This is a genomic window from Enterococcus sp. AZ167, assembly GCF_051714025.1.
Taxonomy (GTDB): domain Bacteria; phylum Bacillota; class Bacilli; order Lactobacillales; family Enterococcaceae; genus Enterococcus_D; species Enterococcus_D casseliflavus.
The window spans coordinates 105,404-122,642 of the sequence record NZ_JBIORB010000002.1; the positions used below are offsets into that span (position 1 = coordinate 105,404).

The window sequence follows — 17,239 nt, forward strand, 5'->3', positions numbered from 1 at the left end:
AAATAGAACAATGATTAGTGAATATTTTTAAAATGAGCTGCAGCAGCAAATTTCTTTTTTTTTGTTAGGTATATTAGTAAAGAAAACTTACTAACTGAATGAAGCTCATTCCTACTGACACTCAGTTGAATCACAAAATGCCAAAAAGGGAAAGAGGAGGAAATTTTTTTGATTACCAATCCGATACTAACAGGCTTTCATCCAGACCCGAGTATTTGTCGTGCAGGTGAAGATTATTACATTGCTACGTCGACCTTTGAATGGTTTCCAGGTGTGCGCATCTTCCATTCGAAGGATTTGAAGAACTGGCGCTTGATCAGTACACCAGTCAATCGTGTCAGTCAGTTGAATATGCTGGGAAACCCTGATTCTGGGGGCGTTTGGGCGCCAAACTTAAGTTACAGTGATGGTCGTTTTTGGTTGATTTATTCAGATGTCAAAACACAATCTAATAGTTGGAAAGATGTGAACAATTATTTGATCACCTGTGAAACCATTGATGGGGATTGGTCAGAACCAATTTATATGAATTCTTCTGGTTTCGATCCCTCGTTATTTCATGACGACGACGGCAAAAAATATTTTCTGAACATGGTTTGGGATTATCGCCCGACAAACCATTCCTTTTACGGGATCGCTCTCCAAGAGTTTGATTGGCAAGCCAAGAAATTGGTGGGGCAGCCCAAAATCATCTTCAACGGAACAGAGCGCAAATTGACTGAAGCACCGGTTATGTATAAAGTGAACGGCTATTATTATTTATTGACGGCAGAAGGCGGCACCAAGTTTGAACATGCAAGTACCATCGCTCGTGGGACGCACATCGAAGGGCCTTATGAAGTTCATCCTCAAAACCCTCTGATCAGTTCCTGGGGACAGCCAGAGATCCTGCTACAAAAAGCTGGCCATGGTTCATTTGTGAAAACGCAGACCGATGAATGGTATTTTGTTCACTTAACAGGGCGAGCGCTGAAGTATCCCGAAACGCCCCTCTTAGAAAATCGCGGCTATTGCCCGCTCGGACGAGAAACAGCGATCCAGTCTGTTTATTGGGAAAATGATTGGCCGTATATCACAGGCGGAAACTTTCCAAAAGAGGAAGTCCCACAGCCACAGCTTCCCGAACATCCGTGGGAAACAGAATCAGGCTTTGATGATTTTGAAGAGGCGTCGTTGGCACCAGTGTTTCAAACCTTGCGGATTCCTTTTTCTGAGGAAATCGGTAGTTTGACCGCACGACCAGGGTACTTGCGCTTGTATGGGCGAGAGTCGTTCAATTCCTTGTTCCATCAAGCACTGGTGGCAAGAAGATGGAGCGATTTTCGTTTCGAAGCAACGACTGCCGTCGAATTTTCACCGACCTCGTTTCTACAGTTGGCAGGCATGACGAATTACTACAATACACAAAACTGGTCGGCGATCTACATCACTCATGATGAGACGAAAGGAAGAATCATCACTGTATTGGCAAGCGAGAAGGGCCAACTGAAGAGTCAAAAAGCACCAGAAGTTGTGATACCAGCCGATGTACAAACAGTCTACTTCAAAACGATCGTTAATTATGACCACTATCAATACGCGTACTCGTTTGATCAAAAAGAGTGGCAGGTCATAGATCAGCTATTTGACAGCTTGCAATTGTCTGACGACTATGTAGCAGAACATTACGGTGGGTTCTTTACAGGGGCTTTTGTAGGGATGTTTGCGATCGATACGACCGGCAATCGTTTGGCGGCTGATTTTGATTCATTTGACTATCAAAAAATCGAGGAGGAAGAAAGATGAAAAATTGGAAACGGGTCTTACAAACAATGTCATTGGCGGGCTTAGCAGCTTTTATGCTTAGTGGCTGCGGGAATGGTTCTGGAAACAGCAGCTCAGATAATAGCGCAACGGGAAGTAGTGGCAAGGATGAACTTGTGGTTTGGACCTTTACTTCAGAATTATCAACGATGATCAATGATTACTATTTGCCGGCGCATGACGACTTGGCCTATGACATTCGGATCGTGGAGATTCCGTCTGACCAATTCGAGACCAAGCTCGATCCGATTCTCGGTTCCAAAGATGCACCAGATGTGATTGCTTTAGAATCTGCCTTTGTCAAAAAATATGTGGAATCAGGCATGATGGCAGACCTTGGTTCACTGGGGCTTGATGAAGCCGCGGCAGATACGTATCAATATGTCAAAGACGTAGGGACTTCAAAAGACGGGGTTCTTCATGCCTTGGCTTGGCAAGCTGCTCCTGGCGGGTTTTATTACCGGGAATCGATGGCAGAAGAGCTGCTAGGGATCGATGATCCAGCGGCTGCGCAAGCGGCATTGTCAGACTATGACAAGTTCTATGAGCAAGCCAAAGCAGTCAAAGAAAAAAGTGGTGGAACCACCTATATGATCTCTAGTGTCCAAGATTTGGCAAAGCCTTTTTATGGACAACGCGAACATGGCTGGGTTGAAGACGGCAAATTAGTGATCGACGACAGTTTGTATGACTTGTTGGATGTATCACGAAAATTTGTAGGAGAAGGCCTGACACAAGATACAGAAGGACAATCAGAAGCTTGGTTTGCTGGAATGAATGGCGACAATGTATTCGGTTATAGTTTGCCGACATGGGGGCTGCACTATTGGTTAAAACCAAATGCGACAGCTGCCGATAACTCCAGCTCAACAGAAGGGGACTGGCGCATGATCCAAGGACCGTCGTCGTGGTTCTGGGGCGGCACATGGATCGGTGCTACGGCAAATTCTGAGATGCAAGAAGAAGCTGCGCAATTGGTGGCTTACTTGACCACAGATCAAGCATTTTTAAAACAATGGGCTGAAGATACCGGTGATTTTGTATCAAATGAGCGAGTCGTTGAAGAAATTAAAGGCGAATATGAAGAGGAATTTTTAGGCGGTCAAAACCACTATGCAGAATTTGCCGATATGGTTCAAGACATCAACGCGAAAATTCTGACCGAGTATGACCAAACGATTGAAACCCTCTTTACGGATAGTTGTTTGACACCATATTCAAAAGGTGAAGTGGATCAGGAAACGGCAATCCAAAACTTTAAAGATGCGGTCGTCAATGCTTATCCAGATGTTCAAGTAGATTAGGTGTTGTTGAAACCGGCACCGAAGACGGGGTCGGTTTCAACCTTTTCTAGGTACTATGCGCTGCTTAAAGGGCTTGTCTTTACAGGCAGAAGTTGGCAGTAGAAGAAAAAAATATCAGGGGGATTACGATGCAGAATAAGAGAAGATTTGAACAGTATCATCGCTATGGGCTATTATTTATCGCACCATTTTTTCTAGCATTCTTGGTTTTTCAGCTTTATCCAATTCTCTATACGATTTACCTAAGCTTTACGGATCTAAAAGGGTGGAATCCAGCTGCCAATCTTGTCGGACTGGATAACTATTTTGCGATTTTTCGCAACCCGTTATTTTTAAAATCGATCAGCAATACCTTTATTTTGTGGGGCGTAAACTTTGTCCCTCAAATTGGCTTGGCTCTGTTGCTGGCGGCATGGTTTACCAATATCAAGTTGCGCTTGCGGGGGAAAGGCTTCTTCAAAGTCGCTTTTTACTTACCCAACATCATTACTGCCGCTTCAGTAGCAATCTTATTTTTCGTTTTGTTCAGTTTTCCGTTAGGTCCGATCAACCTAGTCTTGCAGCATTTCGGTGTTTTGGACCAGCCCTATGACTTTTTCCGTAGTGAAACGGGCACTCGGCTGATCGTTTCCTTTATCCAATTTTGGATGTGGTATGGTCAGACCACGATCGTTTTGGTTTCGGGCATTTTGAGCATTGATGATGCTCTTTTTGAATCAGCAATGGTCGATGGAGCCAATGATGGTCAAATTTTCCGCAAAATCACGCTGCCTTTGTTAAAACCAATCTTGCTTTATACATTGGTGACATCTTTGATTGGCGGCTTGCAAATGTTCGACATTCCTTTTTTGCTGACAAACGGCAATCCCAACAATAGTGTCTTAACGATCACGATGTTTATCTACAACCAAGCCTTTACCGGGAGTCGGAATTTCAACGTTGCCGCAACCGCGTCGGTGCTATTACTGGTACTTTCAATCGTATTAAGCACGTTATTGTTTCAATTTTTCAAAGAAAACAGCAAAGTGGGGCGAAAATAAATGGAAAATAGCTATCGAGCAAAACGATTGTTGATCTATGTCTTTTTGGTGTTGCTGACCATCTTAAGTATTCTGCCCTTTTGGGTCGTCTTAGTCAATGCGACCCGTTCAGCAGAACAGATCCAGCAAGGGCTGTCCTTGTGGCCAGGCGGTAATCTCCAATACAACTGGTCCGTCTTAATGGGCAGAGGCTTCAATGTTTTCAATGGGTTTAAAAATAGTTTCTTGATTGCGGCTGGCGCTACCGTTCTCAATGTATATTTTTCGGCATTGACAGCATATGGCGTGATCGCCTATGAGTTTCGTGGCAAGAAAGTCCTGTTTGCTGTCATTCTTGGGCTGATCATGATTCCTCAGCAAATCAGCATGATCGGTTTTTATCAATTTATGAATCGCTTAGGGCTCTTAAATAATTTTCTGCCATTGATTTTACCAGCGATCGCATCACCTGCTACCGTTTTTTTCTTAAAGCAATACTTAGAAACGATCTATCATCCTGATTTGGCAGATTCTGCTCGTTTGGACGGAGCCGGCGAAATCAAAATTTTCCATCGCATCATGTTGCCCTTGATGAAACCGGGCTTAGCCACCATGGCGATTTTCTCGTTCGTGACCTCGTGGAATAATTTCTTGATGCCCTTGATCTTGATCAACGATACGGAAAAGTATACGTTGCCGATGCTGGTCCAATTGCTGAAAACTGATGTTTACCGTACTGAATTTGGCAGTATGTATCTAGGGATCTCATTAAGTATTATTCCTTTATTGCTGATTTACCTGTTTCTATCGAAATACATCGTGGGCGGTGTGACGGCTGGCGGAATCAAAGGATAGCGAGACCTTTTTACCAAAAGAAAACGCTGGACTGAGTCTTCAGTCCAGCATTCATTTAATGGATCACACGGGAGAGATCAAGTGCCGCAAAGCGCAAATTGTTGATATTCAAGAAATGTTTCGCCACTAAAACATTGCCGCCAAATAGCGGGGCCTGATCGCCTAATCGACTGTTTTTGATCTTCGTGTTTTTGGTGAACTGGCTGGTCAATTTTTGTTGCAGCGCCAGTAATAAATCAGGAATTTTGCGATAGACCGAGCTGTTGATATAGACTTCTTCGGGATCAGAAAAAGTGATGACATTGTTTAGCCCAATACTAAGAAACTCAACATTTTGTTGCGCCAATTCGACTGCTGATTTTTCTCCGGCATGATAGGCTTGTGCAAAGGTATCCGAATTAACGAACGCAGTTTTTGTATAGTGACTGTAGGTGTCAAACAAGACTTTGTTCGACGCGTATTGCTCTAAGCAGCCTCGATTGCCGCAAGGGCACAAGTTGCCGTGAGGAAAGAGCGTAGAATGGCCAACTTCCCCCGCCATGCCGTGAGTACCGGTTTGTAGCTGCCCATCAACGATGATTCCGACACCGATCCCACTATGGACGCTGACGCTCAGTAAATTCGTGGAATCAGAAGAAAAACAGTACTCGCCTAAAGCCGTTAGGTTGGCTTCGTTTTCTATATAGACCGCCGTATTGTATTTTTGGCTCAAAGGGGCGATCAAATCAAAGTGTTCCAAGTCGTAGTAGGGGGCAAAGGTGACCGTCTGATTATGAACGATGCCGTGGATCGCCAAACAGATTCCTACTAATCCATGAGTGGTTTGCGGCATTTGCGGCCAAAACTCTTTCATCATGGAATCGATCGTCGCTAGTACATTTTCTTTGGTGATCAATTCATGGGAATGGTCGGCAGAGGCGATCATCTCGCCATTGATATAAGAGAGCATCCCTCGAACATAGTTATAGCCGATGTCAAAGGTAACAGCTAAGCTGCTACGGTGATTGAATTGCAATTGAATCGGTTTGCGACCACCGATCGAAGTGGAATCACCAATGCCGACTTCGCGCACGAAGTCCGTGTCGATCAGTTTTTTGGTTATTTGAGAAACAGACGCTTTATTGAGATGGGTCAAATTTGACACTTCCGCTCGTGACACATTTTCATTGTCAATGATCGTCTTCAATACAGCCGCTTCATTTTGTTCGCGTATGCCCATTTTATTGATAATCATGTGTTCTCCTCTTCGTAGATGTGATTAGTGTTAGTTTACCGTGCAAATTAATATTGTGCAAGCTGAAGAATAAAGAAAAGACGCAGAATGTAGGAGCAGCAGTTTGAGAAGGAAAAACCATGAAAGATTCGTTGAAAGCGCTTGACAGGAATGCGAGAATCGTTTACTATCCAATTAGTTAGTTTTGAATGCTAATTAACCGTTTGAGAGTCAATGGTTAACTGCTTCAAACAGAGGAAGGAGTGAAGAGATGGCTTATTTTTTAGGGTTGGATCTAGGAACAAGTGCGTTAAAAGGCTTAGTTTTTGATCAAACCGGGGAACTCCAAGGAACAGCAAGTGCTGATTATCCATTGTCCTCCCCTAGACCGGGGTTCAGTGAGCAAGAGCCGGTGCATTGGCAAGAGGCGGCAGATAAGGTGATCAAAACCTTGATCCAGCAGATTCCAACGCTGCAAAAGGAATTGATCGGCGTCAGCTTTTCTGGGCAAATGCATAGTCTTGTTTTATTGGATGAAGAAAACCGAGTCATTCGTCCGGCAATATTATGGAATGACGTTCGGACCACCAAACAATGCCAAGCGATCATGGCATCCTTTGGAGAGGAAATAAAAGCAATCACCAAGAATGTTGCTTTGGAAGGGTTCACCTTACCAAAAATTTTATGGGTCCAAGAACACGAGCCTGAACATTGGCAACAAGTTCGTCACATGATGCTGCCAAAAGATTACTTGGCTTTTTGGCTGACTGGGAACTATTCGATGGATTATTCCGATGCAGCAGGTACGTTACTGCTGGATATCGAAAAGAAGTGCTGGTCTGAAGCCATTCTAGAAAAATTCGTAATCGCATCGGATTTACTGCCGCCGCTTTTTGAATCAGCAGCGCCTGTAGGGCAAATGCGAAAAGAGCTGCAAGAAGCCTTTGGGTTTGAACAAGAGGTGACGATCTATGCAGGTGGCGCAGACAATGCCTGTGCTGCATTAGGTTCAGGGATCATCGCCGAAGGTGTCGGCATGGTGTCGATTGGCACGAGCGGTGTGTTCTTATCCTTTGAAGAAGCGCAAGAGGTTGATTATCAAGGAGATCTACACCTCTTCCGTCATGCGATCAAAGACAAGTTGTATTCAATGGGGGTCACGTTAGCCGCTGGTAATTCCTTAAGCTGGTATCGTGATACGTTTGCCCCTAACCAATCGTTTCAGGAATTGCTTTCAGCGATCAGTGAGGTAAACCCAGGGGCAGAAGGCCTGCTGTTTACGCCTTATATCGTGGGCGAACGCACACCGCATACCGACAGCCAAATCAGGGGTAGTTTTATCGGCATCGACACACGGCATCGCGAAAAGCATTTCAGTCGTGCGGTCTTAGAAGGGATCACCTTCTCTTTGAAAGATTCCCAAATGATCATGGAAGAACGGGCACAGCGGAAATTCACCCAGATCGTTTCTGTGGGGGGCGGTGCGAAAAATGCCGAATGGCTGCAAATGCAAGCCGATATTTTTAATGCAGAAATGCTGACTTTGTCTACTGAGCAGGGTCCAGGTATGGGAGCAGCAATGCTGGCAGCAATCGGCAGCGGCATTTATCCAGATGCAGGTGCCTGTGTTAACGCCTTTGTCAAATACGGCAAGGCCATTGCACCGATTCCTGAAAATGTCGCCAAATACCAAGAAATTTATGCGATCTACCGCACCGTCTACCAACAAACCGCACCTATCTGCCATGCATTGGCGCAAATCGAGTAGCGTAATGGCAGCAGGCAATCTACATGATCAAAGCGAGGAATCGTTTTTGGTTCTAAATGATTGGAAACAAGTAAGTTAGTTTATTACACTAAAAAATATAAAATGGAGGCAACAACAATGACTTATTTCCCAGAGATCGAAAAAATCCGCTACGAAGGTCCTAAAACAGACAATATGTTTGCATTTCGCCACTACGATGCCGAAGAAGTTGTTTTAGGCAAGAAAATGAAAGATCATCTACGTTTTGCAATCGCCTATTGGCATACGATGACGCAAGACGGCTCTGATCCTTTCGGCGCACCAGTCAACAAACGGACGTGGATTGGTGACACCGAAATGGAAACGGCGAAAAATCGAGTAGAAGCCTTCTTCGAGATTTGCGAAAAATTAGGGGCAGAGTTCTTCTGTTTCCATGATGTTGACGTGGCACCTGCAGGAGAAACGTTAGAAGAATTTTTCCAAAACTTAGACGAAATCACCGATTTGATCAAAGAAAAAATGGAACAAACGGGAATCAAACTATTATGGAATACAGCAAATATGTTCTCACATCCTCGTTTCAATAACGGCGCTGCTTCCACCAATAATGCGGAAGTTTATGCGTATGCGGCAGCCCAAGTCAAAAAAGGCTTAGACATCTCGAAAAAATTAGGCGGCGAAAACTATGTCTTCTGGGGTGGCCGTGAAGGTTATGAAACCTTGTTGAATACAGACATGAAATTTGAACAAGACAATATCGCCCGTCTATTCAAAATGGCGATCGCTTATGGCGAAAAAATTGGTCATAAACCGCAGTTCTTATTAGAGCCGAAACCAAAAGAACCATCAAAACATCAATATGATTTTGATGCAGCGACAACGATGGCCTTCATTCAGCACTACGGCTTAGAAGGAGATTTCAAATTAAACCTAGAAGCCAATCATGCAACATTAGCTGGCCATACCTTTGAACATGAAATCGCCGTTGCCCGTAGCTATAACGCATTAGGCTCACTGGATGCCAACCAAGGAGATATGCTGTTAGGGTGGGATACGGATGAATTCCCAACCAACGTCTTTGACTCGACACTTGCTTTATACGAAGTCTTAGAAAACGGCGGCATCGCACCGGGAGGAATCAATTTCGATTCTAAAGTCCGTCGTTCGTCATTTGAAATGGAAGATCTGTTGTTAGCCCACATCGCTGGTATGGATACGTATGCCCGAGCGTTGAAAGCAGCAGCGAAACTAAAAGAAGACCGCTTCTTAGACGAGTTGAAGGAAAAACGGTACGCCTCTTTCCAAGAAGGTATCGGAGCGAAGATCGTTGCTGATGAGGAAAGCTTAGAAACACTGACAGATTACGCATTGGCACATGATCAAATCGAATTAGAATCCAGCCACATTGAATATGTGAAATCTCGTTTGAATGATTACCTGTTTTAATAAGAAACGACTGTCGTTCTGAGGAGCGGCAGTTTTTTCACCAAAAAAATATCTTTTGGCAATTGTTACGAATCAACCAACTTATGATACGATAAAATGTAACCGATTTATTTCGGTTTAGGAAATGAAGGAGGCAACTTGATGTTTCACACAAACTTAGATCCTTTCCCAGAAAACTTCTTATGGGGGGCAGCTTCGGCGGCCTATCAAATTGAAGGAGCATGGGCAGAAGACGGTAAAGGTCCGTCGATTTGGGACACCTATGCCCAAATTCCTGGCAATACTTTTGAGGAAACCAACGGCAAAGTGGCGATCGATCATTACCATCGGTACAAAGAAGATGTTGCTTTGATGAAGCAAATGGGCTTGAAAGCCTATCGCTTCAGCGTGGCGTGGTCGCGAATCTTGCCTGATGGCGAAGGCGCGGTCAATGAAGCGGGTGTGGCGTTTTACGAAAAGCTGGTGGACGAATTGCTTCGGCAAGGAGTAGAGCCGATTTTGACGCTGTATCATTGGGACCTTCCCCAGGCTTTGCAAGACAAATACCAAGGATGGGAAGGCCGAGAAACAGCAGAAGCATTTGAACGGTATTGCCGGATCCTTTTTGAACGCCTAGGAAAGAAAGTCACCTATTGGGTCACCATGAATGAACAAAATGTCTTCACTTCTCTTGGGTACCGTTGGGCGGCACATCCGCCAGGCTTGAAGGACTTAAAACGGATGTATGCAGCCAATCATATCATCAACCTTGCCAATGCTAAGGCGATCAATTTGTTCCATGAGCTGGTTCCTCAGGGCAAGATCGGTCCAAGTTTTGGCTATGGCCCGATGTATCCGTTTAGCTGTGACCCAGAAGATGTGCTGGCAGCAGAAAATGGCGAAGCCTTCAACAACGCATGGTTTTTAGATGTCTATTGCAAAGGTGAATACCCGAAATTTGTGTACAAGCAATTAGCCAAAGTTGGCTTGGCTCCTGAAGTCACTCCAGAAGATCAAGCACTATTAAAACAGGCAAAACCTGATTTCTTAGGAATCAATTACTATCACGGTGGGACGTCCCAGCAAAACAATTTGCAAAAGCAGTCAGCTGAAAAGAAAGAATTTTCTAAAGTCGATCCGTATTTGATGCAAGCGGCAGCTGGTGAGTTCTCACCCGAAGAAACCATGTTTGCGACAGCAGAAAATCCTCACTTGAAAAAAACGGATTGGGGCTGGGAGATCGATCCCGTTGGTTTCCGTGTAGCTTTGCGGCGCATCCAAGCCAATTATGACTTGCCGATTTTTATTACTGAAAATGGGTTAGGTGCTATCGATCAATTGACAGAAGACAAACAGATCCATGACCCCTACCGCATCACCTATTTGCAGGAACATCTGGTTGAACTGCAAAAGGCCATCACGGATGGGGTTGAGTTGATCGGCTATTGTGCTTGGTCCTTTACAGATCTACTGAGTTGGTTGAATGGATACAAAAAACGCTATGGGTTTGTTTATGTCGATCGCGACAATCAAAGCGAACGTCAGTTGGCGCGCATCCCGAAAGATAGTTTTTATTGGTATCAAGAGGTGATTCGCACCAACGGGGCAAGTTTGACAAGTGAAACATGATGTAACGAAGGAGTAGCTGAAAATGGAGGTTGGAAAATGCGTAAAGTGTTGATCGTTGACGATGAAGCATCGATCCGAAATGGGCTACCTCTGATCATCGATTGGGAACGTCTGGGGTATCAAATCGTCGGGTCGGCGGAAAACGGCGAAGCTGGCTTGGCAATGATCCGCGAATTGAAGCCAGATGTTGTGATCGCTGATATCCGTATGCCGGGAAAAAATGGTCTTGAGATGGTGCAAGCAGCATCGGAGGAAGGACTTTTGTTTTTTGCCATTATTTTATCCGGCTACTCAGATTTTGACTATGCCAAGCAAGCGTTGCAACTGGGCGCTGTGACCTATTTGCTGAAACCAGTTGATGAAGAAGAGCTGATCGGTATTTTGACGAAAATCGATCAAAAAGCTAAGACCGATCAGCAGAAAAATCAGAAGAGTCAGTTGATGGAGAAATTGTTTGGCGGGGATCAAACGGGAATCAAAGACGCACAAGCCATCAAGCTATTGCGTCTTTCCGAGGAGGCAGATGCCCAAAAGCTGGTTGAGAAATTGCAGGAGCAAGTGGCGCAAGTCGTCACCTTGATCCATCGACATCATCGGTATTTGGTTTTGTTAAACGAGGAGCGCTTTCCCGACGAGGCGATCGATGCGTGGTGCCGTAAAAAAATGGCTCACCAAGAAATCTTGATCTCCCGCTGGTTTGCGGCGCAAGATAACTTGAAGCCATTGATGATCGATATCCAGACATTAAGTAAATTGATTTTCTTATTTCCCAATCAAGTCATTTCTCACCATGTTTTGGATACGACGCAAGAAGCAGAAGAACGAAGTGATTTGCGTGAAGAATTAGTTAAGGCGATTTTGGCAAACGATCCGTTAGAACAGCCGTTATCCCGCTATTATCAAACCTTTTATCATTCATTGGCATTGGAAGAAGAGATCAAATGGCAAATCAATGGTGACATCGAATGGCTGCAGCATCAAATCAGTGAAAAAGTAGCCTTAGCAATCGAATGGTCGACAGACGAAGTGCATCAGCAGATTTTTCTCGCCCAGACGTTTCCAATGCTGCAAGAGGTGATCACCGCAAAACTAGCAGACTTGCAAGCAACAGTCGCCAGCAGTTTGAACCAAATCGATATCATTGCAGAATTGATCCAATACACGAAAAAGCATTATCAAGAAGATTTGACCTTGAAAAAAATCGGGGAACGTTTCAATTACAATAGTGCCTATCTAGGCAAGAAGTTTCGCAAAGAAACTGGGAAAAATTATTTGGCGTTCTTGGATGAAGTACGAATGGAAAAAGCGGTGGAAATCTTGCGTCATTCCAATCTAATGGTCTACGAAGTTGCTGAATTGGTGGGCTACAGCAATGTTGATTATTTCTACAAAAAGTTCAAACAATACCATCAGGTTTCACCGAATGAGTTTCGGAAAAATGAATAACCACAAAGATGTCCGTGATTTTCTACGGACATCTATTTTTTAGGGTAACGATGACTAAATTGCTTGGTAGGCGTTCTTTTTTTTCTTTTATATAATTTAAATGAAACTGTAAGCGCTTTTCGAACGGAGGAGGAGAAATGACAGATGTACGCCTGTGCTTTGATGTAGGGGGGACCTATATCAAATTCGGGGTTTTTACCGAGAAGAATCAATGGCTGGACCGAGGCAAAATCAAAACCCCGAGTAATACGCGGGATGAATTTTTTGCTGCCTTAGCTGCCAAAATAAAAGAAGTCGAGCAAGTGCATGTCATCGAAGGGATCGGGCTGAGTTTTCCTGGTTTCATTGATTCAGTCAATGGCCGAGCGATCATGGCGGGGGCGTTGGCTCCTTTACACGGCTGTGCTGTTGTACAAGAGCTGCAGCAGCGTTTAAACAAGTCCTATCCGATCTGGATCGAAAATGATGCGAAATGTGCTGCTTTAGCAGAACTTTCTACCGGCAATGCTGCTGACGTACAAGATTTTGTCATGATCACATTAGGCACCGGTATTGGTGGCGCGCTCGTTCATCAGCGCCAGTTGATTCACGGACATGGGTTTCGGGCAGGAGAATTTGGAATGATGATCACTGATTTTCAAGCATCTTCTTTTGCGACCCTCCATGATCTAGCTTCAACGAGAGGACTGATTGCTGCCTATCGGCGGGCAAAAGCGATTCCTGAATCAGAGGAGATTTTAGGCGAAACCATCATGCAGCAGTGGTCGAGTGATCCTGAAACGCAGGAGATCCTGAAACAGTGGGCACGTTATGTCGCACTTGCGATTTACAACCTAGCTGTCACGATGAATCCCGAAAAAATACTGATCGGCGGCGGCATCAGCCAACACCCTGATCTATTAGCTATAATCAAACAAGCAATCAATGAGAACCCCCATTGGCCAGATTTCCAAGTGCCGATCGAGACTTGTCGTTACTATAATGATTCTGGTCTGTTAGGGGCGTTGACATTGATCCAACAAGGAGGAAAAAAATGAAATTTTCAGATGGCGGTTGGTTATTTCGTGAAGGATTTGATGTGAAATTTGCGGTACATGTCTACGATGCCCGTAAAGAAGAAAACAAATTGGTTTTATATCTGCCTTATAGCTATGTTGGGCATAAAGGGGCAACGCTGGATGGCGGATTGTTAACGATGGAAGTCACTACCCCTAGAAGCAATATCATTGGGATCACCCTCTATAACTATAAAGGGGTCCAAGCCAAAGCCCCCGATTTTGAATTGATGACAGAAGCGATCACTCCTGATATTTCAGAAGACGAGCAATCCTATGTTTTTCGCTCGGGAGACTTGCAAGTCGTAATCACCAAAGAGGAAAATGTGACAGCTTCGTTTTATTACAAAGAACAGCTGATTACCCAAAGCAAGCCTCGCAGCAAAGCCTTAGTGATCGATCCGCAAGCAAATACCCATATCAGCGAGCAGTTGACTCTGGATGTGGGAGAAACGATCTATGGTTTAGGGGAACGCTTTACTAATTTCGTGAAGAATGGCCAAAGTGTTGATATTTGGAATGCCGATGGGGGGACTGGTACAGAGCAAGCTTATAAAAATATTCCTTTTTATGTAAGTAATAAAGGGTATGGCGTCTTTGTCAATTCACCAGATCGGGTGCAATTCGAAGTGGGGAGTGAAAAAGTTTCGCGTGTTCAATTCAGCAATCCAGGACAATCGCTGCAATACTTTGTGATTGCCGGTGATGAGTTAAAACAAGTGATTCAGCGCTACACTGATTTGACGGGGAAACCGTCGCTGCCGCCTGCATGGTCCTTTGGTTTGTGGCTAAGTACCTCGTTCTTGACGGATTATGATGAACAAACCGTGACGTCTTTTGTAGACGGTATGGCAGAACGTGATATCCCTCTTGAGGTCTTTCATTTTGACTGCTTATGGATGAAAGAATACGAGTGGTGCAACTTCACATGGGATGAACGAACTTTCCCAGAACCTGAAAAAATGCTGCAGCGCTTGAAAGCCAAAGGATTGAAAATCTGTGTCTGGATCAATCCTTACATTGGGCAAAAATCACCCTTGTTTGATGAAGGGATGGCGAATGGCTACTTTTTGAAACGCGCCAATGGAGATGTCTGGCAATGGGACAAATGGCAAGCTGGTTTGGCGGTCGTCGACTTCACCAACCCTGAAGCGATCGCTTGGTACAACAGCAAGCTGCGTGCCTTATTAGACATGGGGGTGGATTGCTTCAAAACGGATTTTGGTGAACGGATTCCCACCGATGCGGTGTACTATGATGGCTCTGATCCAGAAAAAATGCACAATTATTATGCCTATCTATACAATAAGGTCGTCTTTGACTTGCTGAAAGAAGTCAAGGGAGCAGAAGAAGCCATCGTTTTTGCGCGGGCAGCTTCGGTTGGTTCGCAACGTTTGCCTGTACACTGGGGCGGTGACAGTACCTCGGATTATCCATCGATGGCAGAGTCGCTGCGAGCAGGTCTATCCTTTGGATTAGGCGGCTTTGGGTATTGGAGCCACGATATCTCAGGGTTTGAAGCTGGCTCAACTCCAGACCTCTACAAGCGCTGGACACAATTTGGACTGCTGTCTTCCCATAGCCGTTACCATGGCAGCTGGGAATACAAAGTGCCATGGGTCTATGATGACGAAGCCGTGGCGGTAGCTAAAGCCTTTACCAAGTTAAAACTGTCATTGATGCCTTACTTGCAAGCCCAATCGGTGCTAACCGCTCAAACGGGGATTCCGATGATGCGGGCAATGGTCTTAGAGTTTCCTGAAGACGAGATGACCCATCATTTGGATCGCCAATACATGCTGGGGGAACACCTTTTAGTGGCACCCATTTTTAATGATCAAGGAACAGTCTCCTTTTACGTACCGAAAACGAAGGGGCATTGGATCGACTATTTATCTGGCAAAGCATACGAGGGCGGACGCTGGTACCAAGAAACCTATGACTATTTCCACTTGCCACTGTTAGTCCGACCAAATCAAGTCATTATCGAAGGCCATGAACAAACCAAAGCAGTCTATGACTATGCCCAACAGCCAACGATCCATCTTTTTGATCCGCAAGACAAGACCGCTGCCGCTATCTATGATCACCACGGTGAGTGGCTTGGCGAGGTGGCTGTCGAAAGAGTCGATCAAGAACTGATTGTCAAGCTGACTGGCATCCAGCAAGCATTCTTGCAGATACACACGACTGCTGGAAAAACGAGCCATGAGCTGACGGCTGACCTAACCACGATAAAGGAGTTCTAGATGCCCATGCGAACCATCACGAATCCAATTTTACCTGGATTTCATCCAGATCCCAGTATTTGCCGTGTCGGTGAAGACTTTTATCTGGTGACGAGTACCTTTGAATATTTTCCTGGATTACCAATCTATCACAGTAAAAACTTGGTAGACTGGCAGCTGATTGGTCATGGACTTTCGCGACCTGAGCAGTTGCAGCTACCGACGAAAAACCCCAATGCTTTTGGTCTATATGCCCCAACCTTGCGTTTCATCAAGGACCGCTTTTACCTCGTTTGTACCAACGTTGGCGCAAACGAAGGAGGAGAAGGCAATTTTCTGATTTGGACGGATGACATCGCTGGTGAATGGTCTGACCCGATTTGGCTGGACACCCCTGGGATCGACCCAACAATTTTCGCAGATGACGATGGACAGACCTATTACTTAGGCACCCATAAGGAGATCTATCTGCGGACGATCGATTTGGCTTCTGGAGATCTAGGCCCGCGGCAAAACATTTGGACGGGCAGCGGAGCGGCTGATCCAGAAGGCCCCCACTTGTATAAAAAAGACGGTTATTACTACCTGTTGATCTCCGAAGGCGGAACGTCCTATGGGCATATGCTGACCATGGCCCGCAGCCGTTCCTTGACGGGACCCTATGAAGCATGCCCCAACAATCCAGTGATGACCAATCGCAGTACGAATCTGCCACTGCAAGCCGCAGGGCATGCGGATCTCGTGCAAGATACTAAAGGCAACTGGTGGGCAGTCTGTCTAGCAGTACGCCCCATCAGCTATCCTTTGAGGCATTTGTTAGGGCGGGAAACATGCCTACTGCCAGTAGACTGGTCAAACCCATGGCCGGTGTTTGGCGAAGAAGGTCATTTACCAGAAACCATTCAGGTAGACACAGCGGCGGCACCAAAGGAAACACAAAAGAAGAGCAGCAAGCCTGATTACGTGACTTTATTCGAATGGGACCCGACGTTGATTGAAGAAGAGCCGCATGGCTTCTTGCTGCATCCTAATCAGACGGGTCTGTCTGATCAAGGCAAACTCGCGGCTGTGTTCCAACGGCAAACCGCCTTTGATCAACAATTTCAAGCAACCTTTGATTGTCGGCAACTAACGGATGGACAAGCGGGATTGACGGTTTTCTTAAATGCCACCCATCACTATGAGGGCTACTTGGAAAAAACGGCGTCCAGTCAGCAGCTAGTTTTCCGCCGACAAATCGGTTCCCTATGGAAAGTGGAAAAGAAACTGCCTTATGCAGCAGATACAGTCACCTTGCAGCTGAGCGCCGATAAAGAAACTTATCGTTTTTCTGTTGTTGATGAGCAAGGACAAGCACAGCCTTTAGGTAGGGGAGAAACAAAATATCTGACTACTGAAGTTGGTGGTGTCTTTACTGGGATCATGGTAGGCTGCTATGCTAGCGCCTCTTCATCACAACAAACCCTTCGTGTGCGGGATTTCTAATCAATCAAAAGCCCCCCTTCGATTTCTGAA

Annotated in this window: 12 protein-coding genes; 11 read left to right on the top strand and 1 reads right to left on the bottom strand. The window is 45.2% G+C overall.

Translation table 11 applies throughout. The features are described from left to right. Positions 1-168 precede the first annotated feature (168 nt). The 4 genes from IGJ05_RS12080 (at position 169) to IGJ05_RS12095 (ending at position 4,981) form a co-directional block, all read left to right on the top strand. Positions 169-1,785 (top strand): glycoside hydrolase family 43 protein, encoded by a 1,617-nt coding sequence (locus tag IGJ05_RS12080; RefSeq protein ID WP_266167179.1) that lies wholly within the window; start codon positions 169-171, stop codon positions 1,783-1,785. Further along, complete coding sequence (locus tag IGJ05_RS12085) at positions 1,782-3,107, top strand: ABC transporter substrate-binding protein (RefSeq protein WP_266167180.1); 1,326 nt, start codon at positions 1,782-1,784, stop codon at positions 3,105-3,107. The genes IGJ05_RS12080 and IGJ05_RS12085 overlap by 4 nt, the downstream gene beginning before the upstream one ends. Before the next feature lie 128 nt (positions 3,108-3,235). Further along, positions 3,236-4,147: a carbohydrate ABC transporter permease gene (locus IGJ05_RS12090; protein ID WP_015510298.1), complete on the top strand. Its 912-nt coding sequence runs from the start codon at positions 3,236-3,238 to the stop codon at positions 4,145-4,147. Further along, positions 4,148-4,981, top strand: a complete 834-nt coding sequence (locus IGJ05_RS12095) for a carbohydrate ABC transporter permease (RefSeq protein WP_005228444.1) — start codon at positions 4,148-4,150, stop codon at positions 4,979-4,981. Positions 4,982-5,036: 55 nt separating this feature from the next. Here the strand turns inward: IGJ05_RS12095 and IGJ05_RS12100 are convergent, their stop codons facing one another. Next, positions 5,037-6,215: an ROK family transcriptional regulator gene (locus IGJ05_RS12100; RefSeq protein WP_266167181.1), complete on the bottom strand. Its 1,179-nt coding sequence runs from the start codon at positions 6,213-6,215 to the stop codon at positions 5,037-5,039. 250 nt (positions 6,216-6,465) lie between these two features. Here IGJ05_RS12100 and xylB point away from each other — a divergent pair, with 250 nt between their 5' ends. The 7 genes from xylB (at position 6,466) to IGJ05_RS12135 (ending at position 17,209) form a co-directional block, all read left to right on the top strand. Continuing rightward, a complete protein-coding gene (xylB, locus tag IGJ05_RS12105) occupies positions 6,466-7,962 on the top strand; it encodes a xylulokinase (RefSeq protein WP_266167182.1) in 1,497 nt (498 codons plus the stop codon). Positions 7,963-8,079: 117 nt separating this feature from the next. Beyond that, the gene (gene xylA, locus IGJ05_RS12110) at positions 8,080-9,387 is read left to right on the top strand and encodes a xylose isomerase (RefSeq protein WP_005228447.1); all 1,308 of its coding nucleotides are present in this window, start codon (positions 8,080-8,082) and stop codon (positions 9,385-9,387) included. A 141-nt stretch (positions 9,388-9,528) separates the two neighbouring features. After that, complete coding sequence (locus tag IGJ05_RS12115) at positions 9,529-10,995, top strand: glycoside hydrolase family 1 protein (RefSeq protein ID WP_266167183.1); 1,467 nt, start codon at positions 9,529-9,531, stop codon at positions 10,993-10,995. A 36-nt stretch (positions 10,996-11,031) separates the two neighbouring features. Next, positions 11,032-12,441, top strand: coding sequence for a response regulator (locus IGJ05_RS12120; RefSeq protein ID WP_086337915.1), 1,410 nt, complete (start codon positions 11,032-11,034; stop codon positions 12,439-12,441). Positions 12,442-12,578: 137 nt separating this feature from the next. Continuing rightward, the gene (locus tag IGJ05_RS12125; RefSeq protein ID WP_015510293.1) at positions 12,579-13,478 is read left to right on the top strand and encodes an ROK family protein; all 900 of its coding nucleotides are present in this window, start codon (positions 12,579-12,581) and stop codon (positions 13,476-13,478) included. Next, entirely contained in the window at positions 13,475-15,745 is a 2,271-nt protein-coding gene (gene yicI, locus IGJ05_RS12130) for an alpha-xylosidase (protein ID WP_266167184.1), read from the top strand. The genes IGJ05_RS12125 and yicI overlap by 4 nt, the downstream gene beginning before the upstream one ends. Then, the gene (locus tag IGJ05_RS12135) at positions 15,746-17,209 is read left to right on the top strand and encodes a glycoside hydrolase family 43 protein (protein ID WP_266167185.1); all 1,464 of its coding nucleotides are present in this window, start codon (positions 15,746-15,748) and stop codon (positions 17,207-17,209) included. The last annotated feature ends 30 nt before the right edge of the window (positions 17,210-17,239 follow it).

Coding starts and splice junctions, on each gene's coding strand:
- IGJ05_RS12135 (WP_266167185.1), top strand. CDS start 15,746: ATGCCCATGCGAACCATCACGAATCCAATTTTACCTGGATTTCATCCA.
- IGJ05_RS12100 (WP_266167181.1), bottom strand. CDS start 6,215: ATGATTATCAATAAAATGGGCATACGCGAACAAAATGAAGCGGCTGTA.
- IGJ05_RS12095 (WP_005228444.1), top strand. CDS start 4,148: ATGGAAAATAGCTATCGAGCAAAACGATTGTTGATCTATGTCTTTTTG.
- xylA (WP_005228447.1), top strand. CDS start 8,080: ATGACTTATTTCCCAGAGATCGAAAAAATCCGCTACGAAGGTCCTAAA.
- yicI (WP_266167184.1), top strand. CDS start 13,475: ATGAAATTTTCAGATGGCGGTTGGTTATTTCGTGAAGGATTTGATGTG.
- xylB (WP_266167182.1), top strand. CDS start 6,466: ATGGCTTATTTTTTAGGGTTGGATCTAGGAACAAGTGCGTTAAAAGGC.
- IGJ05_RS12120 (WP_086337915.1), top strand. CDS start 11,032: ATGCGTAAAGTGTTGATCGTTGACGATGAAGCATCGATCCGAAATGGG.
- IGJ05_RS12125 (WP_015510293.1), top strand. CDS start 12,579: ATGACAGATGTACGCCTGTGCTTTGATGTAGGGGGGACCTATATCAAA.
- IGJ05_RS12090 (WP_015510298.1), top strand. CDS start 3,236: ATGCAGAATAAGAGAAGATTTGAACAGTATCATCGCTATGGGCTATTA.
- IGJ05_RS12085 (WP_266167180.1), top strand. CDS start 1,782: ATGAAAAATTGGAAACGGGTCTTACAAACAATGTCATTGGCGGGCTTA.
- IGJ05_RS12115 (WP_266167183.1), top strand. CDS start 9,529: ATGTTTCACACAAACTTAGATCCTTTCCCAGAAAACTTCTTATGGGGG.